Raw genomic sequence first — 21,482 nt, 5'->3', positions numbered from 1 at the left:
TTTATGGAGTGCTGTTTTTATTTGGTCCCTATACGGACTAAGGAGGAAGAAAGATGAGTCATAACAGCGGAGGCGGATATAACGGCTTCAACAGCGGTTTTGCATTGATTGTAGTGCTGTTCATTCTATTGATTATTGTTGGTGCAAGCTTAGTGGGAGGCGTTGGCACAGGACCTGTTTCTCCTGGCTACACGTATGGCTATACTTCACCATACTATTGCTGACAAACTATAAAAAGCCGCTTCCTAAGTCGGGGAGCGGCTTTTTTGCACAAAAGGAAACGTAATGTTCAAAGAAGTTGTTTCTCCTGCCATACATCAGGCTGATGCATGCTCAAACTGGCTGTTGTACAGCTCCGCATAGAAGCCGCCCTTCTCCAACAGCCCCTGATGGCTGCCGCTTTCAATAATCATACCGTCCTTCATTACCAGGATGAGATCAGCATTTCGAATTGTGGAAAGGCGGTGGGCAATGACAAATGAGGTTCGCCCCACCAGCAGCTGGTCCATTGCCTGTTGAATCAATGCTTCCGTCCGGGTATCCACCGAGCTTGTCGCTTCGTCCAGAATCAACAGCGGCGCATTTTCCACCATGGCCCGGGCAATTGTGATCAGCTGCTTCTGCCCCGCAGAAAGATTGGCTTTGTCATCCAAAATCGTGTCATACCCTTTCGGCAGCGTTTGAATGAAATGATGCAGGCCAACCGCCTTGCAGGCTGTCCGCACCTGTTCATCCGTAACACCCTGCTTGCTGTAAATGATGTTTTCTCGAATTGTTCCTTCAAATAACCATGTATCCTGCAGCACCATGCAAAACAAGTCGTGCACATTTTCACGGGTCAGCTCACGGATCGGCACGCCGTCAACAAGAATTTCACCGCTGTTCAGCTCGTAAAAGCGCATCAGCAGGTTGACGAGGGTTGTTTTTCCGGCGCCGGTCGGTCCGACAATTGCAATCTTCTGTCCAGCCTTTACATGTGCAGAGAAGTCTTTAATAATGGTTTGACCTTCCTGATAGCCAAAGTCCACATTCTTGAATTCCACCTCGCCCACTGCCCCGGAAATTGTTTTTTCCTTTCCGCCTTCATCTGCCAGCTCTTGTTCCTGCAAAAATTCAAATACCCGCTCGCTCGCGGCCGCCGTAGATTGCAGGCTTGTCGCCGCCTGAGCGATTTGGGCCAGCGGCTGGGTGAAGAGGCGGATGTACAGCATGAACGCTACAATAACCCCGAAGGAAATCTTATCATTTACTGCCAGCAGCGCCCCGACTACGCAGACCACAACATATCCAAAGTTCCCGACAAACATCATCAGCGGCATCATAAGTCCGGATACAAACTGTGACTTCCAAGCACTTTCATATAAACGGCCATTAATTTCATGGAAGGTTTCCTTTGCCGCTTTCTCTCCGTTGTACACCTTCACGACATGATGGCCCGCATAAAGCTCCTCAACATGACCATTCATTTTGCCAAGCTCACGCTGCTGCTGGCGGAAAAATGTCTGTGATTTTGAAATGATGGCACTCATGAGCACAAAGCCTATCAGCGTAGCTGCAATTCCTGAAAATGCCATAATCCAGTTCGTATAAAACATCATAACCAGAGAACCAAGAAACATGGTCACAGAGTTTGCCAAAGCACCCAGACTTTGGTTCATTGTCTGGCCGATTGTATCTACATCATTTGTCACCCGGCTTAATATATCCCCATAGCTTGTGGAATCAAAATACTGCAGCGGCAACCGGTTCACCTTTTGGGAAATATCTGTCCGCAGCCGATTGGACACACGCTGTGTAATCGTGGCCATAAGAAATCCTTGGCAATAGTTAAATAGAAAGCCCAGCCCATACAACACAGCCAGCACCAGTCCGATGCTTGTGACCTCCTGGAGGTCAATCCCCTTCACGGTCCCCTCTGTAATTAAATCTGTAATGTCCCGAAGCTTTTCAGGACCGATAATATTGAAGATGGAACCGGTAATGGCTAAAATCAGGGCAGTCATGATCAGCGGCATATAGACACGGCAATATACCGCCAGCTTTGCTATTGTTTCCTTGAAGTTCTTCGGCTTCTCTCCGACCGCCATGCCGCCCATCGGACCGCGGCCGGGCCCCATCGGCCGGGGGATGCTCCTGTTTGCCTCGCCAATTTGGTACTCATTCTTAGCCATTTACAAGCTCCTCCTTTGACAGCTGTGAATAGGCGATTTCCTGATAAACCCTGCATGTCTTTAGCAATTCCTCATGCCTTCCCATACCAACCACTCTTCCTTCATCAAGGACAATAATCCGATCTGCATCCCTGATTGTGCCAATGCGCTGCGCAACAATTAAGGTGGTGGCTCCTTTTGTCTCCTGCTTTAATCGGGATCGCAGCACATAGTCAGTCTTATAATCGAGCGCGGAGAAGGAATCATCAAAAATATAGATTTCCGGTTTTCGGCAAATGGCGCGGGCGATGGCAAGCCGCTGCTTCTGTCCGCCGGACAAATTCGTGCCTCCCTGTGCGACAGTTCCCTCGTAGCCGCCCTCTAGCTTCTCTACAAACTCTCGGCCTTGGGCAATTTCAACTGCACGATGCACATCCTCGAGATCTGAGCGGTCCTTGCCATTGTCACCGTAGGCCACATTGGATGCGACTGTTCCGCTGAAAAGGACCGCGCGTTGCGGTACATATCCGATTTTGTTATGCAAAACCTCCTGTTTGTAATTCCTGACATGTATGCCCTCTACAAGAACGTCCCCTTGAGTGGCATCATAAAAACGTGGAATCAAGTTAATAAGTGTGCTCTTCCCGCTTCCGGTCGACCCGATGAATGCGACTGTTTCTCCGGCTTTTGCATGGAAGCTGATATCACGCAGTACATATTCCGCTGCGTCGGGATACTTGAAGCTGACATTTCGGAACTCTATTTCACCGCGCTTTCCTGCTTCGGAAGCAACAGCTGTTCCCTCCCTGATGGTTGCCTTTGTACTGAGCACTTCATTTATACGCTTTGCAGCCGCCGATGCCCGCGGCATCATGATAAAAATCATCGTCAGCAGCATGAAAGCCATGATCACCTGCATGGCATAGGCAGAGAAAACCACCATGTCGGAAAATAGCGTCAGCTTCTCCGGCATAGCAGCAGCATCAATGAGATATGCGCCAATCCAGTAAATAGCGAGGCTCAGTCCTGACATCAGCAGGCCCATTCCAGGCTGTATGATTGCCATGACCCTGCTGGCATACAGGTTTGTACTCGTCAGTTCATGATTGGCCCGCTCGAATTTCTCCTGCTGAAATGCCTCCGCATTATAAGCGCGAACCACACGGATACCCGTCAGGTTTTCCCGTGTTACTCTGTTCAAGCTATCTGTCAGTCTCTGAATCATTTTAAATTTCGGGATGGCAAAGATCACAACAACTGTCAGCATCAGCAGCAAAAACACGACTGCCCCGCCCGTTGTGGCGGTCCACTGCCAGCTTTTATCAGCAATCTTCCAAATTGCCCATGCAGCAAGAATGGGTGCCTTCACAATTGCCCGCAGCCCCATGGCAATAATCATTTGTACTTGCGTGATGTCATTCGTAGAGCGTGTAATTAAACTGGCAGTGGAAAAGCTTTGAAATTCCTCCATGGAAAAAGACAGAGTTTTTTCAAATATATGAGCGCGAAGCCGCATCGCAAAGCCAGCCGCAATCCGGGATGCAAAAAAGCCTACAATGAAGGAAGCAGCCAAGCTGCCAAGCGCACAAAGCAGCATCTTGCCGCCGGCAGCAAGGATATCTGCCATGGCGCTTCCCTTTCTCTCCACCAGGATTGTAATTTCCGCCATATAGTCTGGCAGCTTCAAGTCCAACCATACCTGTACAATAATAAAGACAAAACTATACAGGACAAGCAGCCACTCCCGCTTTTGCAAATACTTGAAAAGCTTCAACATAATTTCTCACTTCCTTTTTCTGATTGTATAAAGAGGATAATAGATGAGGATGACTGAGGATGTGGTTTCATTGTATCATCTTTCCAGCAGGGCAACATCAGCATAAAGTGCATGCATCCATTTCGGAGTTCCCATGTAAAATTATCTGTATTCATGCAGGCCATGGGCTTCCGAAGCGCTTCTATACAATCATAATAGTGTCATTTCAGCATTTGCCCGGGGCAGCCCGCAGCCCTGCATACTCCTCTGAAAGATATGAGGAGGATGCAGATTTCTAGAAGCTGGCCCAAATAAAAAATGGCCCGGCTTTCCGGACCATTTTTCTATACCGTCTCCAACGCAGGCTCGGCAACCGGCAGCAATATTTCCACCGTTGTCCCCTCGCCAAGCTTGCTGTCAAACTTCATTTTTCCTTTGTGTGCATCAAGAATCCGGTAGCTGACTGTCAGACCCAGTCCCGTTCCTTTTTCCTTATACGAGAAGAACGGCTCGCCAAGGCGCTTGATCCGCTCCTCCGGAATGCCGCAGCCATTATCCTGGACCTTTATCTTTACGTGTTGGTCTCCCGCGGCTTCCAAGCTTACATCCACAAGTGTGGAATCAGCTTCAATAGAGTTCTTCATTAGATTCAGGAACACCTGCTTCAACTGGTTGCATTCACAATTGATCAGCGGCACAGAGCCCTTCACGCTCATAGCAATTTCTACACCTTTGTAGTTGGCCTGTGACCTGGCAAGAGCCACCACATCCTGCATAATGCGCTCCAAATCCCCCATCTGAAACTTCAGCTGCTGCGGCTTGGCCAAAATCAGCATTTCGCCGGCAATCTGATTAATCCGGTCCAGCTCCGCAATCATAATATTATAATAGTGATCATGCTGATCATCGTCCTTATGAAGCAGCTGCACAAAGCCGCGAAGAGCTGTAAGCGGATTGCGGATTTCATGCGCCACACTGGCAGCAAGTTCTCCCGCCACGGACAGCTTTTCCGTACGGCGCAGCCGTTCTTCCGTTTCCTTGAGCTTCGTAATATCCTTGCTGTATCCGATTGCCCCTACAATTTGATTGTCAATCACCATTGGTACAAGCGTACAGCTGAGGATAACCTGCCGCCCGTCCTTGCGAATAACAGTCATTTCATTATTGCTTGAGCCTGTGCCACTTTCAATGACCTGATAAAACAGCTCTCTGACCGCCTGTCTATCCTCATCAGCCACGAATTGCAGAATGGGTTCGCCAACATACTGTGCGCTCTCGTATCCTGTAATCACTTCAAACTGTGGATTCAGGTTCGTAATTCTTCCCTTCAAATCCACCATATACACAAGATCCGGGTTATATTCAAACAAAGACTTATAACGCTGTTGGCTCTCAGCAAGCTTCTGTTCTGTAATTCGCCGTTCCGTAATATCACGGCCGATTACGACCAGACCCTTGCGGCTGCCGTCCTCCTCAAAGAGCGGGACTTTGATTGTATCGAAAATTTTGTTCTCCCCGTTCGGTATCGGGACTGTTTCTTCACAGTACGTGATCCCTCCCGCCTGCCATGCCTCCTCATCGGAGGTTTCGCAATACCGCAAGGCGTCACTATAGAATTCCGTATAATCCGCCAGCTCAGAATCCTTTTTTCCCCTATAGTTCACATGTTCCAATTGGAACAGCTTCAGGCCGAATTCGTTCGCTTCAATCCAGCGGCCTTCCCCATCCTTAAAATTTACAAAATCCACCATTGCATTGATCAAAGTGGATAGCCTTTGCTCTCCTTGTTTGGCTTGCTCAGACTCCTCGTGCTTGGTAAGCAGGGAATAGATGAAGCAGCCGGTTAGTCCAATATAGACTGCACCCTTAACGTACTGCCAAAGCATCATGTTTCCGTCGAACTTCTCCAGCAGGTAGTCTGTCAAAAACAGCCAGATGAAGCTGAGCAAGAGATAACCTATCAATATATTGCGTTTCTTCAATTTCACTTCACCTTTTTCTGTCTGTTTGCATTCATAGTAAATTTTACATCACCATCGCTGAATCAACAATCAGAAATGTGTAAATGTGTGAAGAAATTGTCGTTTGATTGCAAGGAGGAAAAAATAAAAGCTTACGGAATGTATAAGTAAGACTTTTTTGGATAAGGGAGGAAACGATGGAGATTGCCAAGCGTCTCGTTGTCGGCGGTTTTGCAGCAGTTTGTTTCTTATTTATTTGCTCCCAAATTGGTCCTGGCAAGCCCGAACCGCAGGAAGAATTGATTCTTACCGACTATCCGGCCAAACGAAGCGATGTGCAGACAGGCTACAGCCATTTGCAGCTGCTGCATACAACAGATTCCATAAATACTGAAGCATTCCGTGAATAAGAAAAAGGATGTGCTGCAGGGCTCTCTCGCTCCTGCAGCACATCCTTTTTTGCTTATATTACTCTTTTACTTCCTTCTTCCAAAGACCAAGCATCACTGCTGTAACAGCAGAGCCGATCAGGATGGAAAGGACATACAAGAATGGGTTGCCCTTTACAATCGGAATAACGAAGATACCGCCGTGTGGCGCCGGAAGACCGATGCCGAATACCATTGCCAAGCCGCCTGCAATTGCAGAGCCAACGATGATGGACGGAATGACGCGTCCCGGGTCAGCTGCCGCGAATGGAATAGCGCCCTCTGTAATGAAGGAAGCACCCATGATGTAGTTTGTCTTACCTGCTTCACGCTCAGCTTTTGTGAACTTCTTCTTGAAGAATGTTGTTGCCAAAGCAATGCCAAGCGGAGGAACCATACCGCCAGCCATGATTGCTGCGTGCGGTGCATAGTTGCCTGCATCGATCATCGCGATACCGAATGTGAAGGCTGCTTTGTTGATTGGGCCGCCCATATCAACAGCCATCATACCGCCAAGAACAATACCCATCAGAACAAGGTTGCCTGTGCCAAGACCCTTCAACCAGCCTGTCAAGCCTGCGTTCAATGCTGTAACCGGAGGAATTACGGCTAACTTCATGATAACGCCTGTCAGCAATATACCGAACAATGGATACAGTAATACCGGCTTAATCCCTTCCAGTGACTGCGGAAGACCGCTGAAGGCTTTCTTCAGGCCCACTACGATGTAACCAGCCAAGAAACCTGCAATCAAACCGCCAAGGAAGCCCGCGCCGCCGCTTGCTGCCAGGAAGCCGCCAATCATACCAGGAGCAAAGCCTGGACGATCTGCAATACTCATTGCAATAAAGCCGGCCAATACCGGAATCATCAGACCGAATGCGCCGCTGCCGCCGCCGATGCCCATCAGCAATTCTGCAATTGCATTATGAGAAGGATCCTTCGGGTCGAACGCCTTAATCCCCCACATGAAGGAGATGGCAATCAGAATACCGCCGCCCACAACAAATGGAAGCATGTTGGATACACCATTCATCAGGTGCTTGTAGAAGCCTGTGCGCTCTGTTCCTTTTGATGCTTGGCCTGATCCAGTTGCGCGGTATACAGGCGCATCTTTCTTAACAGCTTTTTCAATCAGTTCCTGCGGCTTGCGGATTCCTTGTGCAACCGGCACTTGAATAACGTGCTTGCCGTCGAAACGATCCATTTCCACCTGCTTGTCCGCCGCAACAATGATTGCAGATGCTTTCGCAATTTCTTCAGCAGTCAGTGCGTTTTTAATGCCGCCGGAGCCGTTTGTTTCTACTTTAATGTCCACACCCATGTCTTTTGCTTTTGCCTTCAATGCATCAGCAGCCATGTATGTGTGCGCAATGCCTGTCGGGCATGCTGTTACTGCCAATACAAGCTGGCCGCTGCCTGCAGGCGCTGCTTCTTCTTTTACTTCTTCGTACTGGTCGATGGCAGCCAATACATCCGCTTCAGTTGAAGCATTCTCAAGCTTCGCGCGGAATTCGCTGTTCATCAGCAGGGAAGAAAGACGTGCCAGTGTTTCCAGGTGCGCGTTGTTTGCGCCTTCTGGAGCTGCAATCATGAAGAACAGGTGGCTTGGCTGTCCGTCCAGTGCTTCATAATCTACGCCAGCCTTGGAACGGCCAAACGCGATTGCCGGTGTCTGTACCGCACTTGTTTTTGCGTGCGGAATGGCAATGCCTTCGCCAATTCCTGTTGTGCTTTGCTTCTCGCGTGCCCAAATAGCTTCTTCAAACTTTGCTGCATCTGCCAGTTTGCCTGCATCCTGCAGCTTCTTAACCAGCTCAGTAACTGCTTGAGCTTTTGTAGAAGCCTTCAGGTCGAGAATAATTGTATTACTTTTCAGCAAATCTGTAATTCTCATGTGAATCCCCCTTTTTTGATTAAAGAATTTGCACTTCTGGTAAAAGCCTTTCAACGTCCTGCTTTGTACATAAGTCTGTGGAAAATGCCGTTGCGCTTCCTGAAGCTACACTAAAACGAAACGCCTGCTCCAAGCTTTGCCCCTGCGTGTAGGCTGCTAAAAATCCTGCCAGCATAGAGTCGCCTGCACCAACAGAGTTTCTTACTGTTCCGCGCGGCGGCTTGGCAAAAATCACTTCATTTTTGCTGATGAACAGCGCACCGTCGCCAGCCATGGAAACAAGAACGTACTCAATCCCCATATCCACAAGCTTCTTGCCGTACTCGATTGCTTCATCCGCTGTTTGGATGTCCACTCCGAATAATTCTCCAAGCTCATGATGGTTCGGTTTCACCAAATTCGGCTTCGCTGCGATAATCTCCTGAAGTGCGGGTCCGCTCGTATCAACTGCTACTTTCGCGCCTCGTTCCTGTGCTGCCTGAACAATGCTTGTATAAATAGATGATGGCAATGAAGATGGTACACTTCCAGCCAGAACGAGAATGTCCGCGTGCTGCAGTTCGTTGATTTTTGCGAACAGCTGCTTCAGCTGCTCTTCCGAAATGATTGGGCCTTGGCCGTTAATCTCTGTTTCTTCGCCTGATTTCAGCTTCACATTAATGCGTGTGTCTCCGGTTGCTTGAATGAAGCTGTGCCGGATCTCTTCTTTCTCCAGCTCCTGCTTTACAAATTCACCGGTAAACCCTCCGATAAATCCAAGAGCTGTACTTTCGGCCCCAAGGCGCTGTAATACACGGGAGACATTGATGCCTTTTCCGCCTGGATATTTAGCTGTGTGTGTTGCGCGGTTTACAGCTCCAACCTGAAATGCATCCACTTCTACGATGTAATCAATCGAAGGATTTAACGTGCATGTGTAAATCATGTTTCCACAACCTCTATTCTTGTTTTCTCTTTATACGGCAGCAGTTCTTCTCCATAGGCATCAGTAATGATGATGGCCTCGTCCAAGTCAGCAATTTTGGCAAATGTACTCTCTCCCCATTTTGTATGGTCTGCCAGTACGTATGCCTTTTGGGCCAAGGAAATCGCCCTTGCTTTTACTGCAGCTTCCTCTGGATCTGGCGTGGTAAATCCATATTCCAAGTGGATGCCGTTTACGCCGATAAAGCTTTTGTCAAACCGATACTGCTCCAGCCCTCTCATGGCGCCTTGTCCGATTAAAGCCCTTGTCACCGGCTTTACTGCCCCGCCGATGATGTAGGTGGGAATGTTCTTTTCAAGCAGAGCCTCCAAGTGCGTAATGCCGTTTGTCACAACGACAATATCCTCCGCATTCAGAAAAGAAATCATCTGCATGGTTGTTGTTCCTGCATCCAGGTAGATACAGTCCCCCTTCCGGACAAGGGATGCCGCACAGCGGGCAATTTCTGCTTTCTCTCTCAGATTCTTGGCAGATCGTTCAGACATGCTCAGTTCTTCCCGCTTCTGGTTCAGCAAGGCTGCTCCGCCATGCACCCGCTTCAGTTTTTTCTCCTTTTCGAGCTGGCTTAAATCCCTTCGGATTGTAGACTCTGATGAGGATGTAGCATCCACGAGCTCTTGCAGCTTCACGACCTTCTGCTCTTCCAGCAGGTTCAGAATAATTTGATGTCGTTCTGCTGTCAGCATCACTTCACCTCCTAAGCATATGTCCTATTTGACTACGCTTTCATCATAGCGCAAATTTCGACACAAAGCAATCAAAAACATTCAAATTAAATCATTATCAACCAACATTTTTTAACTTAACAACATGAAACAATCAAAAACAACCAAAAGCATACAAAGCTGTTTGCAAAATACAATCCCTGCTTATGTAAAAAGGGTGCCGGATTGTTATGATTCCGGCACCCTCCCTGCTAGAACAAGAAATGGGACTCCGGCATTCTCCTGTCATTTTGACAGTTCTCACACAGATGCAGAATATTGGTTTTCTGCATCTCTGCCTCCGTCTCTTCCATTTCCTCTTGGCAGCCGCATACTTCACAAATCCGCAGCATTTTGCTCACTCCCCGCCATTGTTTTCTACCCGTTGTACTGTGAATCCGACATCTGCAAGCGCCTGTTCAAAATCCTGGCAGGAGGCTGCCTGCTCATCATAGCTGAAGTATGCCTCCTTCGTCCGCACATTCACCTCGGTCCGGCGTATCCCCCAGACCTCATGTAATACTTGTCGAACTTTGTCAGCATCCCGTTCGCTGTTCATCTCGGGAATATGAAACAAGCCTGTTTCCATCTGTTCCGCCCCCTTCTAATGAACATGCCGGCTGTCATGGGAGAAAGCTTCTCCCATGCCATGCAGGAATTCCGTCATTGTTGTCAGAGATGTGCGAATCTCGGGATGGCGCATGCTTTTGCCGATTTGCCACAGACTTGGCTTGTCTCCCCGTTCCACAGCATCTGTCAGACGCTGCAGGCCGCGCCCTACACCGTTCAGCATTATTTCCAGCCGCTCCGGTTGTACCGATCCAAGAAATTTCACGGCGTTCATCCCGTTCTTCATCATATTGTGCATGCCTGTCTGATTCATCTGCCCAACCGCAATTGCGCCTACATCCACCCGTTTTTCGAGCAGCGCATGCACTGCATCCAGCGCCCCCATTTCATGCAGTTCCTTTAAAATGCCTACCGTTTTCAGAATGGCATCCTTGTTTTCAGCAAGCACAGCCACCATGTCTGAAACTGCCTGCATTTGCTGCTCCTGCGGGTCCGGCGCTGTCTGCTTAATTTGTTTGATGGCTTTGGCCATATCCTTCCCCTCCTGTACCAAACATTTCTGGAAGCGGTGTGTAGTCCTCGCGTTTCCACTTGTCCTCCACACGGACACTGATCTGCGGAATCCGGTGGCCGAAACGATGATTGACCGGCGGCAGCGGACACTCTCCAGATTCCTCCAGCACTTCCATCTTCACACCCATTTCCTTGTAGTTCGGCGTATGAGTAATTGTATCGTGATAGCTGCTTGTCAGGCGGTTGACCGCTTCAATGTCCTCCAGCCCGTTCATGGTCAAGTACAGCTCATTTCCTTCCACGCGGTCCGTCACAACAGCCCGCACTTTCACATGGCCGTACGGCGAAGTCAACCTCACAAGCGCCCCATCCGTCACCCCGCGTGCCTCTGCAGCCTCCGGTGAAATCTCAAGCCATGGGTGCGGCACCTTATGCGTAATACCGCTGGATCTGTAGGTCATATTTCCTTCGTGGAAATGCTCCAGTAAGCGGCCATTGTTCAAATGTAAATCATACTCCTCGCCGGCAATGTATGGCGGTGTCCAATCCACCGGCGACAGTCTTGCTTTTCCATCCGGGAAAGCAAACCGATCCTTATACAGAAGCGGTGTGCTTGTGCCGTCCGGTTTGACCGGCCAGACGAGGCTGTTGAAGTCCTCCAAACGCTCATAGCTGACACCGGCGAAAACTGGCGCCAGGCTTGCCGCTTCTGCCATAATTTCACCCGGATGCTTGTAATTCCAGTTTGCGCCGAGGCGGTTGGCAAGATCTTGGAATATCTCCCAATCCGGACGTGCTCCCTCCATAGGCTCAAATACACGATAGAACCGCTGGATGCGCCGTTCCGTGTTCGTGAACGTCCCTTCCTTCTCCAGGCTTGGCGCTGCAGGCAGCACCACGTCGGCATGTTGAGCCGTTCTGCTGAAGAAAATATCCTGCACAACAAAGAACTCAAGCTTTTCAAAGGCGGATTCCACATGGTTGGCATTGGAATCAACGATGGCCATTTCTTCACCAAACAGATACAGTGCCTTCAGCTTGCCCTTGTCAATGCCTTCCACCATTTGATGGTTATCAAGACCAGGCTCGCTCGGAAGCGGAACGCCCCATGCCTTTTCATAGCGTTCACGCACCCGGTTGTCCTGCACAGGCTCATAGCCCGGGAACCAAGCCGGCATCGTGCCAAAATCACAAGCACCTTGCACATTGTTATGTCCACGCAGCGGGAAGGCCCCCGTTCCGGGGCGTCCATAGTTGCCGGTAACCAGCAGCAAATTGGAGATGGATGCGCTTGTATCCGTTGCTCCCTTATGCTGTGTCACGCCCATTGCCCAGCAAATACAGACTGATTTTGCTTCGTGAATCATGGTTGCGACTTCAATCAGCGTGTCCTCTGACAGCCCTGTCATTTCCGCTGCATAGCTCAAAGTGTATTTCTCCAATGATTTCTTGTATTCATCCAGCCCCAATACCCGCTTCTCCAAAAACTCTTTGTCCTCCCAGCCCTGATCCAACATATACTTGGTCACTGCTGAAAGCCAAATCAAATCTGTGCTTGGCTTTGGATGAATATAAAGATTTGCCCGCTCCGCCATTTCGTTCTTCCGCAAATCTGCCACCAGCAGCTTTTGGCCATGCAGCTTATGGGCCCGCTTCAGGCGCGTTGCCAGCACCGGATGGGACTCCGCCGGGTTTGCCCCGACAATCATGACCAAATCGGCCGCCATTAAATCCTCCACCGTGCCGGAATCACCGCCGATGCCGACCGTCCGCAGCAGGCCGGCTGTTGCCGGAGACTGACAGTAACGGGAGCAGTTGTCCACATTATTCGTACCCATGACTGCGCGTGCAAATTTCTGGAACAAATAGTTTTCTTCGTTTGAGCACTTTGAGGAGGCGATATAGCCGATGGAATGCGCACCATGCTCTTCTTTCATTTCACTAAGCTTAGATGCAATCAGACTGAGCGCCTCGTCCCATGTTGCTTCCACGAACTCGTCGCCTTGCCGGATCAGCGGCTTCGTCAGACGCTCCGGACTGTTGACAAAATCCCAGCCAAACTTTCCTTTTACACAGGTGGAAATGCCATTGACCGGTGCATGCGCTTGTGGCTCTACCTTCAGAATGTGCCTGTCCTTCGTCCACATTTCAAAGCTGCAGCCGACACCGCAATAGGTGCAGACCGTTTTGGTGCGCTTGATGCGCGCCCGCCGCATCGCTGATTCCATTTCCGAAATCGCAAAAATTTCTTTATAGCCCGGCTCCACTTCCTTTGTAATGTCAATCATCGGCTCCAGCACCTTCGGCGGAATGGCCGTCAGGAAGCCTGCCTCCCCGAGCATGGATTTCTCCATCAGGGCGTTGCACGGACAAACGGTTACACAATGTCCGCAGGAGACACAGGAGGACTGGTCAATCGGCACATCATTGTCCCAAATGACACGCGGCACTTCCCGGCTCCAGTCAATCGTCAGTGTTTCATTCACCTGCAGATCCTGACAGGCCTCCACACAGCGGCCGCAAAGAATGCACTGGTCCGGCTCGTACCGGTAAAAAGGATGCGAGTTGTCCGGCGCATATGGCTTTGCCCGAAATTCATATTTCTGGTGCTCAATTTCTAGAAATTCCGCTGTATTATGTACCACGCAGTTGCCATTGTTGTTATCGCACACCGTACAATATAACTCATGGTTTTTCAGAATGCGGGACATCGCCTCATATTGGACATCCTTGACCCGCTGTGACAGAGAATCCACCCTCATACCAGGTACAGCCTTGGTTGCACAGGAACGAACCAATTCGCCATCCACTTCCACATGGCAGGTGTCACAGGTTTGGATGCTGCCGAGATTAGGATGGTAGCAAATGCTTGGAATCATATAGTTATGCTCTGTCGCAACCTCCAGAATGGTTTGCCCGGGCCGCGCTGTGAACTCCTTTCCATTTACATAAATTGAAAAGGTTGTCTCGTTCATGCTGCCCCTCCTTTTCTTCCCCGCTTAGCCGCCGGCTCCAGATATCCTGCATAGGCAACCCAATAGATTGCCGCCACAAAAATACCGCCGCCGATGGCATTCCCTATAAATACCGGTATAAAGTTGCTGATATACTGTGCCCACGTAGCCTGTCCGGCAAAAACAGCCGCCGGAATCACAAACATATTGGCTACCACGTGCTGAAACCCAATTGCGACGAATCCCATAATCGGGAACCAAATGGCAAGGATTTTTCCGCCGATGCTTTCGGCACTGTAGGAAAGCCAGACGGCAAGGGCAACAAGCCAGTTGCAGCCGACGGCCGATAGCATGGCCTGAAGGAAGCTGTCATGCAGCTTCGCCTGGGCAATCGCCACGGTTTTTGTCAGAAATGGCCCTTCGGCAGTCAGTCCCACCACATGCCCAAACACATAAGCAATAAACACTGCGCCGATAAAGTTCATAATTGTAATCCAAAACCAATTCACGGCAAGACGGCCGACGGAAATGCTTTTTGTCAAACAGGCCATTGTCACTGCCATCATATTCCCTGTCAGCAGCTCTCCGCCGCCGATAATAATTAAAATCAACCCTAGAGGAAAGACCGCTGCCCCTAAAAAGCTGCCAAATGTCCCCCAATCCTTTGGTAAATTGGCGACAACACGGATATCCAACAAAAATCCGAGTGCAATAAAAGCCCCGCCCAAAAATCCGAGCACAATGATACTGCGCAGCGGCAGGGTTGCCTTCCGTTGCCCGGCCTCTGCAGCCATCCGGGCAATTTCCTGCGGACTATGAAACGCCATAATAATCTCCTCCTTTCATGTATAGGCTTACTATTTACATTTTTTTTAATCTCATAAGGTAAATCGCAAACAAACCGTGCGGAAGAATCTGTATAATCCGCTCCCCGGAATGCAAATGATATGGATGGAGGGGACTGCTGAACAAAAAGGAAGGTGGATTTATGAATAAGGAGCATTTGCTGCAGCGTGTCAGCGGCATGATTATGTCTTCTACCTACAAGCCAAAATATGCTGTGCTTTCAAGTGCTAAAATTGCAAATTTAATGGATACAACCCATACTGCGGTGGAGAAGGGTCTGCAGGAGCTTGTAGCGGAGGGCAGGCTGCAAAGGTCCGTGCTGTCTGATTCGCCGCACTACCAGATTTATCTGCTGCCTGGGCAGGAGCATGCCGAGGTGCTGACTCAAAGCAGATAATCCGCTGATATTTACATGGTATAAAAGCGGCCCAAGACTGAACGTGTCAGTCTTGGGCCGCTCCTATGTTACTGTTTCTTCTATAATAATGCTGCAACGCATGCCCTGCGGGCGCCATACAGGCAAAAATAAAACCGCCCCGGGGGAGCGGGGCGGTTCTTCCGTTCATTGTCTGCCAATATGCAAAGGGGAAAGGGGTTAGTTTGCTTCCATGATAATTCGTTCTGGTTTCGTGTACACATTCAGAGAACTGTTGCGGATGAAACCGACAGTTGTGATGTTCAGCTCGTCAGCGAGGCGCAGTGCCAGCTCTGTGGGGGCAGATTTGGACAGTACGATGCCACAGCCAATTTTCGCAACCTTCAGCAGAACCTCCGAAGAAATGCGGCCGCTGAACACAATGACTTTATCATGAAGAGAAATGTTATGCTGCAGACAATGGCCATAAATCTTATCCAGCGCGTTATGCCGTCCGATATCCGTACGCGCCAGAAGAATGCCATTCGCATCACACAGGGCGGCATTATGCACACCGCCGGTATCCTGGAAAATGGTGGAGCTTTGCTGCATGGACTGCATGAGGCGGAAGCAATCCTCAATGTTCACTTGTACCCCATGCATTGGAACAGGCTTCACTGTCCGGGCATCATTGTAAAAGTAAAAGCTTTGCCGGCTTTTGCCGCAGCAGGACGTCACATAGCGCTTGGAGTGAAACAGTTCGTTCAGCTTATTGATGCGCCGCGTTGCAACATGGGCTTTCCCTGTCGTTTCCACAACATGAATGCTTTCAATGTCCTCATAGCTGCTGATGGTGCCCTCCGACGCCAGAAAGCCAATGACGAGCTCCTCAATATACTCAGGGCTGCAGACAAGTGTCGCAAACTCCTGATCATTCAGCATAATTGTGATGGGGTATTCTGTCACAATTGTGTCCTCGACTGTCCGTACAGCACCATTTTCATACCGCCAAACCTTACTTGTTACTTGCATCGGCTGATTCATGCCCGCTCCTCCTCTCAGCCTTTCTACTTTTGCTTATTCTCAAGATTTCGGTCAAAGACAAAGACAGTCATCGCGATGTCCTCGTCGATATTGATGTCAGAGAACAGCCGCTCTACCTTCGCATCCAGCAGCTTCTCGAACTTATCGACCACCTCTGGACGCTTATAAATCTGCTTCACAAGCTTTGTCCGGGTTTCATGCACCATCTGCTTGCCCTTTGCCGAGCTGATCATGAATTTTTCAACATTCGTAAGGTTGCCCTTCATTTCACTGATTGCCCATGAACCGACAAAGCGGGTGCTGATTTCCTTCGGGCCGTTGCCGACATACTCTTTACGGATTTCCCGGACAAGCATGCTGAATTGATGCTCCAGATTTTTAGACATCGCCATTCCTCCTTACCTTCCGTACAGACAACAGAGGGAAAGCTCCCTCTGCCGCAGTCTTCCTATTTTTATAGCCTTCAACAAATTGTGCATTCTCATGCAAGAGTTACTTGCGCAGCCCTTCGCCGACACCCTTCAGCACATCAAGCCCGAAGCCGAGCGCCCGGTTAATATCCGGATCCTTCATGGCCTTCATCAAATCGAAGATGCCCACTTTTCTGCCGCTTTCAATGCCTTCCTGTGCCTTCTGCAGGCCGTTTGCGACACTGCCCATCAATTTCTTTGTCATTTCCGGATCCATTTCTGTCAGAGCGCCGCCTGCAGCCATGGCATTGTTGATCATGTTCGTGACAGGAGGGCGCGTCAATTGGCCCACAGCAATTTTCGCTACGTCTTCCTTCACCTTGACGAGGCTGTTCAGCGCCTCTAAAATGCCGCTGCTGTGCAGCTCCTGCAGCAATTCCAGCGTCTGCAGCAAGGAATCTTTATTTTGCGCAACCTCGGAGAGAAGATTCTCCAAGGATTGCGCTTTTTTCTGCTCTTCAGTGAGCTCGATTTTCTGAATCGTAGAAATCGGTTTTGCCATTATGCGTTCCTCCCGTCATACGTACCTGGCTTCACGTACTCGTTCACGCTTGCGATGGACACATAGTCCCCGCGCTCCCACTTGCGGTAAATTTCCAGACCCATTTGCGGTGTGCGCGTCGCGTTGCGCGGATTGAACTTCGGAAGTGGATTTTCACCCTCAAGCTCCAATACTTCCATACGAACCTTTGCTTGCTTATAGGCTGGTGTATGCGTTACAACATCCACCGCGCCGCCTGTCAGCAGGTTGACTGCACTTTCGTGGCTGGAGGAGTGCATTGGCACGTATATTGTCTTGCCTTCCACGCGGTCTGTCACCAGAACCGGCAGGCGGATTGCGCCATATGGCGATACAAGGCGCACCAGTGTGCCATCCTTCACGCCGCGCTCAGCAGCCAGTTCAGGGGACACTTCGACAAACACTTTCGGGAACTTGTACTGCAGACCCTCTGTCTTGTATGTCATGTTTCCTTCATGGAAGTGCTCAAGCAGACGGCCATTGTCCAGGTTCAGATCGAATTCTTCCGGGAATTCTGCCGGTGCCACATAGTCGAACAGACCGAAGCGCGCCTTCTTATCCGGGAAGTTGAAGCCGTTCAGATACAGAATCGGCGTGCTGGAGCCGTCTTGAGAGCCCCACAGGAAGCTGTTCCAGCCTTCAAGCACATCATAGTTACATTGTGAGAAGAATGGTGTCAGGCTTGCCATTTCATCAAAGATCTGGCTTGGGTGCGTGTAGCCCCAATCATAGCCAAGCTTCTTCGCGAGTTCCGTCAGAATGACCCAGTCCGGCTTGCTGTTGCCTGTCACGTCAAGAGCCTGATACAGACGCTGTACGCGGCGCTCAGTGTTTGTAAATGTTCCGTCCTTTTCCAAGGATGGCACACCTGGCAGGATAACGTCCGCAAACTGTGCTGTTGTTGTCAGGAAGATTTCCTGCACAACGAGGAAGTCCAGCTTCGCCAGCATATCCTGTGTATGGTTGGAGTCCGCATCCACCCAGGCCATATCTTCACCGACAATGAACATACCGCGCAGCTCGCCTCTGTCGATTGCTTCCAGCATTTGAATGTTATCAAGACCCGGCTTCGCAGGGATGCTTGCACCATACGCCTGTTCAAACTTCGCGCGAACCTCGTCATTGACAACCTGCTGGTAGCCCGGGAAGATGTTCGGCATAGTTCCCATGTCGCTTGCGCCTTGTACGTTGTTATGGCCGCGCAGCGGGAATGCCCCTGCGTTTTCACGCATCATGTTGCCTGTAGCAAGAAGAAGGTTTGCAATCGCCACGGACGTATGAGAGCCCGCGATGTTCTGCGTTACACCCATACCCCAACAGATTGCTGTGCCATCTGCATCGCGCACCATCTCTGCCACTTGAATGAGAGTTGCTTGGGAAATACCTGTGATTTTTTCTGCTTCTGCAAGCGTGTACGGCTCCATCATCTTCAAGAACTCATCGTACTGGTTGACATGCTGCTTGATGAACGCTTCGTCATGCCAGCCTTGGTCGATGATGTACTTTGTCACAGCAGACAGCCATACATAGTCTGTTCCTTGCTTCGGACGGATGAACAGGTCCGCACGGTCGCCCATTTCGTGGCGGCGTACGTCCACCGTAATCAGCTTCTGGCCATGCAGCTTCTGCGCACGCTTGATGCGGGATGCGATGACCGGATGTCCTTCTGCAGGCGCACAACCGACAAGAATGACAAGTCCGGCGCCCATGATATCTTTCACTGTACCTGTATCACCGCCGATGCCGCCGGTCTGCTGCAGACCCCAAGAAGCCGGAGATTGGCAATAACGGGAGCAGTTGTCCACATTGTTTGTGCCGAATATTTGACGGGCCAGCTTTTGGATCAGGTAGTTTTCTTCGTTTGTAATCTTGGAGGAAGCAATGAAGCCCAGTGCATCGCTGCCATGCTCCGCTTGAATGCCGCGCAGCTTTTCTGCCACAACAGTCAAAGCCTCATCCCATGTTGCTTCTACAAACACATCGCCCTTACGGATCAATGGTGTCGTAATACGCTCTGGAGAGTTGACGTAATCCCAGCCGAACTTACCCTTTACGCATGTAGAAACGCTGTTTACCGGTGCGTTCTCGGATGGCTCAATCTTCAGAATTTCGTGGTCCTTTGTCCATACCTCAAAGGAGCAGCCTACGCCGCAGAAAGTACAAACTGTTTTTGTTTTCTTGATGCGAGTGTCGCGCATGGCTGCTTCCACTTCGGAAACTGCAAAAATCGTTTGATAGTCCGGTTCAACCGCTTTCACAAGGTCAATCATCGGAGTCAGCAGGTCATCTTCAATGCCTGTCATGAAGCCCGCGTTGCCCAGCATGGATTTCTCCATCAATGCGTTACATGGACATACAGTCACACACTGTCCGCAGGAAACACAGGAGGATTCGTTGATGCTCTTGCCGCCGTCCCACAGTACGCGAGGACGATCATTTTCCCAGCCAATTGTCAGCGTCTCGTTTACCTGCAGGTCTTGGCATGTTTCTACGCAGCGGCCGCACAGGATACACTGATCAGGATCATAGCGATAAAATGGATGAGACATGTCTACATCGTAGCCCTTAGAAGTGTGCGGGCGTGTCTGATGCTCTACTCCCATCAATTCTGCTGTGTTGTGTACACGGCAGTTGCCGTTGTTGTTGTCACATACTGTACAGTACAACAGGTGGTTTTCCAAAATACGGTCCATTGCTTCCTCTTGCGCGCGTTTTGCCAGCTCAGAGGAGGTCAGGATGTTCATGCCGTCCTCCATCTCAGTGGAGCAGGCGCGCAGAATCTGGCCATTCACTTCACACATACATGTGTCGCAGCTTTGCACCGGTCCAAGAATTGGAGAGTAGCAAATATGCGGGTGCTGCATTTCCTGCTGCAGCAGGTAATCCAAGATACGTGTACCTTGTTCTACTTCGTGTATTGTTCCATTAATGCGAACACTCACTCTTTCTGCCAATGTAAGTCCTCCTTTTAGTAAAAGAAAAGCGGCGGCTCCTATGTCCGATGTATCCCGGATCCATTTAAGCACGTAAAAACCCCCATAAAACAGTCACTATACCATCAGGCACAAAACCGTTTTATGGGGGGAGAATGTCTGAGTATAATTAGAATACCAGCAATCTTTCCCGCCATATTGAAAGCGGATGCAGGAAACCGCAGCAATGTTAAGCCATGACCAGGGTATCAATACATCCTCTTGGGTTTCTTCTATTTACATTATTACTATAGCACACTAGTGAAATTTTTGTGAATGAAAACGGCTTACCACCTATTATCCACTTTATTCCAATCTTATATTATAATGAAACGTTTTTCGCCCTGTATATGAATCAGCTTGCTTTTTTCATGCTTCGGCTTGCTTCCGCGCCTGTTTCAAGCGCCTCCTTATGAACCATCCAGTACATAAAGCCGACAAATACGCCGCCGCCGATTGCATTTCCGATAAATACAGGAACAAAGTTGCTGAAGTAATCAGCCCAACCGAAGTGCCCTACAAAGATTGCCGCAGGAATAACAAACATGTTTGCCACAACGTGCTGGAAGCCGATTGCTACGAAGCCCATGATTGGGAACCAAATACCAAGAATTTTGCCGGCAATATCCTCTGCGCCAGCAGCCATCCAAACAGCAAGGCATACAAGCCAGTTACAGCCGATTGCGGAAACCAGTGCCTTCACAAATGTATCACCAAGCTTTGCTTGTGCGATTGCCACTGTTTTCGCCAGGAACGGGCCTGCTTCTGTCAAGCCGACTACATGACCGAAGAAATACGCAACGAAAATCGCGCCGATAAAGTTACTTACCAAGATTAACAGCCAATTTCTAATAAGCTGTGCTGCTGTAGCACGCTTTGCGAGTACCGCAACCGGAAGTGCCATCATATTCCCTGTCAGCAACTCTCCCCCTGCAATTACGATAAGCATAAGTCCAACCGGGAAGACTGCTCCGCCGATGAAGGAACCGAATGTGCCCCATTCCTTTGGAAGATTTGCGATAACGCGGATGTCGAGCAAGAAGCCAAGAGAAATGAATGCTCCACCTAAAAATCCTAATAAAAGTGCTTGCTGAACCGGCATCTTTGCTTTCTTGGCGCCGGCTTCAACCATCAACTGCGCAATGCGCTGCGGGCTGTGAAATGCCATAATTACTTCCCCCTGATCCTATAGTTTTCATGCTATTGCAAAGCACGTTCAGCGATCCTGTTAACGCTTACGAAAGCAATATAACAGCCTGCATGCTGGAATAAGGAATTTTTGAAAACGTTTATCCAACCATACAAAAAGCCCACCATAAAGCGGTTTCATGCCAAATACATACATCATGCATTGTGC

Annotated in this window: 17 protein-coding genes and 1 pseudogene; 3 read left to right on the top strand and 15 right to left on the bottom strand. The window is 49.7% G+C overall.

Translation table 11 applies throughout. The annotated features are described in order from the left end of the window. Positions 1–53: 53 nt before the first annotated feature. Positions 54–161, top strand: a pseudogene (locus NK662_RS13705) (YjcZ family sporulation protein); the annotation flags it as partial. Between the two features lie 156 nt (positions 162–317). Here the strand turns inward: NK662_RS13705 and NK662_RS13700 are convergent. The 3 genes from NK662_RS13700 to NK662_RS13690 all read right to left on the bottom strand — a co-directional run bounded on the left by NK662_RS13700 (position 318) and on the right by NK662_RS13690 (position 5,894). Continuing rightward, a complete protein-coding gene (locus NK662_RS13700; protein WP_254759503.1) occupies positions 318–2,171 on the bottom strand; it encodes an ABC transporter ATP-binding protein in 1,854 nt (617 codons plus the stop codon). Then, positions 2,164–3,927 (bottom strand): ABC transporter ATP-binding protein, encoded by a 1,764-nt coding sequence (locus tag NK662_RS13695; RefSeq protein WP_254759502.1) that lies wholly within the window; start codon positions 3,925–3,927, stop codon positions 2,164–2,166. Before NK662_RS13695 ends, NK662_RS13700 begins: the two co-directional genes overlap by 8 nt. Positions 3,928–4,250: 323 nt before the next feature. Beyond that, on the bottom strand, positions 4,251–5,894 hold the full coding sequence (locus NK662_RS13690) for a PAS domain-containing sensor histidine kinase (protein ID WP_254759501.1): 1,644 nt from the start codon (positions 5,892–5,894) through the stop codon (positions 4,251–4,253). A 170-nt stretch (positions 5,895–6,064) separates the two neighbouring features. Between NK662_RS13690 and NK662_RS13685 the strand changes: the two genes are divergently transcribed. Continuing rightward, on the top strand, positions 6,065–6,277 hold the full coding sequence (locus NK662_RS13685) for a hypothetical protein (RefSeq protein ID WP_254759500.1): 213 nt from the start codon (positions 6,065–6,067) through the stop codon (positions 6,275–6,277). 58 nt (positions 6,278–6,335) lie between these two features. Here NK662_RS13685 and NK662_RS13680 read toward each other — a convergent pair whose 3' ends face one another. The 7 genes from NK662_RS13680 to NK662_RS13650 form a co-directional block, all read right to left on the bottom strand. Further along, complete coding sequence (locus tag NK662_RS13680) at positions 6,336–8,192, bottom strand: PTS fructose transporter subunit IIABC (protein ID WP_254759499.1); 1,857 nt, start codon at positions 8,190–8,192, stop codon at positions 6,336–6,338. A 19-nt stretch (positions 8,193–8,211) separates the two neighbouring features. Beyond that, entirely contained in the window at positions 8,212–9,117 is a 906-nt protein-coding gene (pfkB, locus tag NK662_RS13675) for a 1-phosphofructokinase (protein ID WP_254759498.1), read from the bottom strand. After that, on the bottom strand, positions 9,114–9,863 hold the full coding sequence (locus NK662_RS13670; RefSeq protein WP_254759497.1) for a DeoR/GlpR family DNA-binding transcription regulator: 750 nt from the start codon (positions 9,861–9,863) through the stop codon (positions 9,114–9,116). The genes pfkB and NK662_RS13670 overlap by 4 nt, the downstream gene beginning before the upstream one ends. A gap of 376 nt (positions 9,864–10,239) precedes the next feature. Then, positions 10,240–10,470 (bottom strand): heavy-metal-associated domain-containing protein, encoded by a 231-nt coding sequence (locus NK662_RS13665; RefSeq protein ID WP_254759496.1) that lies wholly within the window; start codon positions 10,468–10,470, stop codon positions 10,240–10,242. A 15-nt stretch (positions 10,471–10,485) separates the two neighbouring features. Continuing rightward, entirely contained in the window at positions 10,486–10,983 is a 498-nt protein-coding gene (locus tag NK662_RS13660) for a helical membrane plugin domain-containing protein (protein WP_254759495.1), read from the bottom strand. Next, positions 10,958–13,939, bottom strand: a complete 2,982-nt coding sequence (fdhF, locus tag NK662_RS13655; protein ID WP_254759494.1) for a formate dehydrogenase subunit alpha — start codon at positions 13,937–13,939, stop codon at positions 10,958–10,960. The genes NK662_RS13660 and fdhF (NK662_RS13655) overlap by 26 nt, the downstream gene beginning before the upstream one ends. Then, on the bottom strand, positions 13,936–14,745 hold the full coding sequence (locus tag NK662_RS13650; protein WP_254759493.1) for a formate/nitrite transporter family protein: 810 nt from the start codon (positions 14,743–14,745) through the stop codon (positions 13,936–13,938). The genes fdhF (NK662_RS13655) and NK662_RS13650 overlap by 4 nt, the downstream gene beginning before the upstream one ends. A 161-nt stretch (positions 14,746–14,906) precedes the next feature. Between NK662_RS13650 and NK662_RS13645 the strand changes: the two genes are divergently transcribed. Beyond that, on the top strand, positions 14,907–15,161 hold the full coding sequence (locus NK662_RS13645; RefSeq protein WP_254759492.1) for a hypothetical protein: 255 nt from the start codon (positions 14,907–14,909) through the stop codon (positions 15,159–15,161). Positions 15,162–15,359: 198 nt separating this feature from the next. Here NK662_RS13645 and fdhD read toward each other — a convergent pair whose 3' ends face one another. The 5 genes from fdhD to NK662_RS13620 form a co-directional block, all read right to left on the bottom strand. Beyond that, the gene (gene fdhD, locus NK662_RS13640) at positions 15,360–16,163 is read right to left on the bottom strand and encodes a formate dehydrogenase accessory sulfurtransferase FdhD (protein ID WP_254759491.1); all 804 of its coding nucleotides are present in this window, start codon (positions 16,161–16,163) and stop codon (positions 15,360–15,362) included. Positions 16,164–16,186: 23 nt separating this feature from the next. Next, positions 16,187–16,549, bottom strand: coding sequence for a Na-translocating system protein MpsC family protein (locus NK662_RS13635; protein WP_254759490.1), 363 nt, complete (start codon positions 16,547–16,549; stop codon positions 16,187–16,189). Between the two features lie 106 nt (positions 16,550–16,655). Continuing rightward, the gene (locus NK662_RS13630) at positions 16,656–17,135 is read right to left on the bottom strand and encodes a helical membrane plugin domain-containing protein (RefSeq protein WP_254759489.1); all 480 of its coding nucleotides are present in this window, start codon (positions 17,133–17,135) and stop codon (positions 16,656–16,658) included. Further along, entirely contained in the window at positions 17,135–20,107 is a 2,973-nt protein-coding gene (gene fdhF / locus NK662_RS13625) for a formate dehydrogenase subunit alpha (protein WP_279664533.1), read from the bottom strand. The genes NK662_RS13630 and fdhF (NK662_RS13625) overlap by 1 nt, the downstream gene beginning before the upstream one ends. 373 nt (positions 20,108–20,480) lie before the next feature. Continuing rightward, positions 20,481–21,293: a formate/nitrite transporter family protein gene (locus NK662_RS13620; RefSeq protein WP_254759488.1), complete on the bottom strand. Its 813-nt coding sequence runs from the start codon at positions 21,291–21,293 to the stop codon at positions 20,481–20,483. Positions 21,294–21,482 lie beyond the last annotated feature (189 nt).

Source organism: Ectobacillus ponti, from assembly GCF_024294785.1.
GTDB classification, from domain to species: Bacteria; Bacillota; Bacilli; order Bacillales; family Bacillaceae_G; genus Ectobacillus; species Ectobacillus ponti.
Note: the sequence above shows the minus strand (reverse complement) of the source record. Positions and strands in the feature narration are given on the sequence as shown.

Excerpts from the sequence above, each read along its gene's own strand:
- NK662_RS13650 (WP_254759493.1), bottom strand. The coding sequence starts at position 14,745 with ATGGCGTTTCATAGTCCGCAGGAAATTGCCCGGATGGCTGCAGAGGCC.
- NK662_RS13670 (WP_254759497.1), bottom strand. The coding sequence starts at position 9,863 with ATGCTGACAGCAGAACGACATCAAATTATTCTGAACCTGCTGGAAGAG.
- NK662_RS13630 (WP_254759489.1), bottom strand. The coding sequence starts at position 17,135 with ATGGCAAAACCGATTTCTACGATTCAGAAAATCGAGCTCACTGAAGAG.
- pfkB (WP_254759498.1), bottom strand. The coding sequence starts at position 9,117 with ATGATTTACACATGCACGTTAAATCCTTCGATTGATTACATCGTAGAA.
- NK662_RS13665 (WP_254759496.1), bottom strand. The coding sequence starts at position 10,470 with ATGGAAACAGGCTTGTTTCATATTCCCGAGATGAACAGCGAACGGGAT.
- fdhD (WP_254759491.1), bottom strand. The coding sequence starts at position 16,163 with ATGAATCAGCCGATGCAAGTAACAAGTAAGGTTTGGCGGTATGAAAAT.
- NK662_RS13635 (WP_254759490.1), bottom strand. The coding sequence starts at position 16,549 with ATGTCTAAAAATCTGGAGCATCAATTCAGCATGCTTGTCCGGGAAATC.
- NK662_RS13660 (WP_254759495.1), bottom strand. The coding sequence starts at position 10,983 with ATGGCCAAAGCCATCAAACAAATTAAGCAGACAGCGCCGGACCCGCAG.
- NK662_RS13685 (WP_254759500.1), top strand. The coding sequence starts at position 6,065 with ATGGAGATTGCCAAGCGTCTCGTTGTCGGCGGTTTTGCAGCAGTTTGT.
- NK662_RS13700 (WP_254759503.1), bottom strand. The coding sequence starts at position 2,171 with ATGGCTAAGAATGAGTACCAAATTGGCGAGGCAAACAGGAGCATCCCC.
- NK662_RS13695 (WP_254759502.1), bottom strand. The coding sequence starts at position 3,927 with ATGTTGAAGCTTTTCAAGTATTTGCAAAAGCGGGAGTGGCTGCTTGTC.
- NK662_RS13680 (WP_254759499.1), bottom strand. The coding sequence starts at position 8,192 with ATGAGAATTACAGATTTGCTGAAAAGTAATACAATTATTCTCGACCTG.
- NK662_RS13645 (WP_254759492.1), top strand. The coding sequence starts at position 14,907 with ATGAATAAGGAGCATTTGCTGCAGCGTGTCAGCGGCATGATTATGTCT.
- NK662_RS13620 (WP_254759488.1), bottom strand. The coding sequence starts at position 21,293 with ATGGCATTTCACAGCCCGCAGCGCATTGCGCAGTTGATGGTTGAAGCC.
- fdhF (WP_254759494.1), bottom strand. The coding sequence starts at position 13,939 with ATGAACGAGACAACCTTTTCAATTTATGTAAATGGAAAGGAGTTCACA.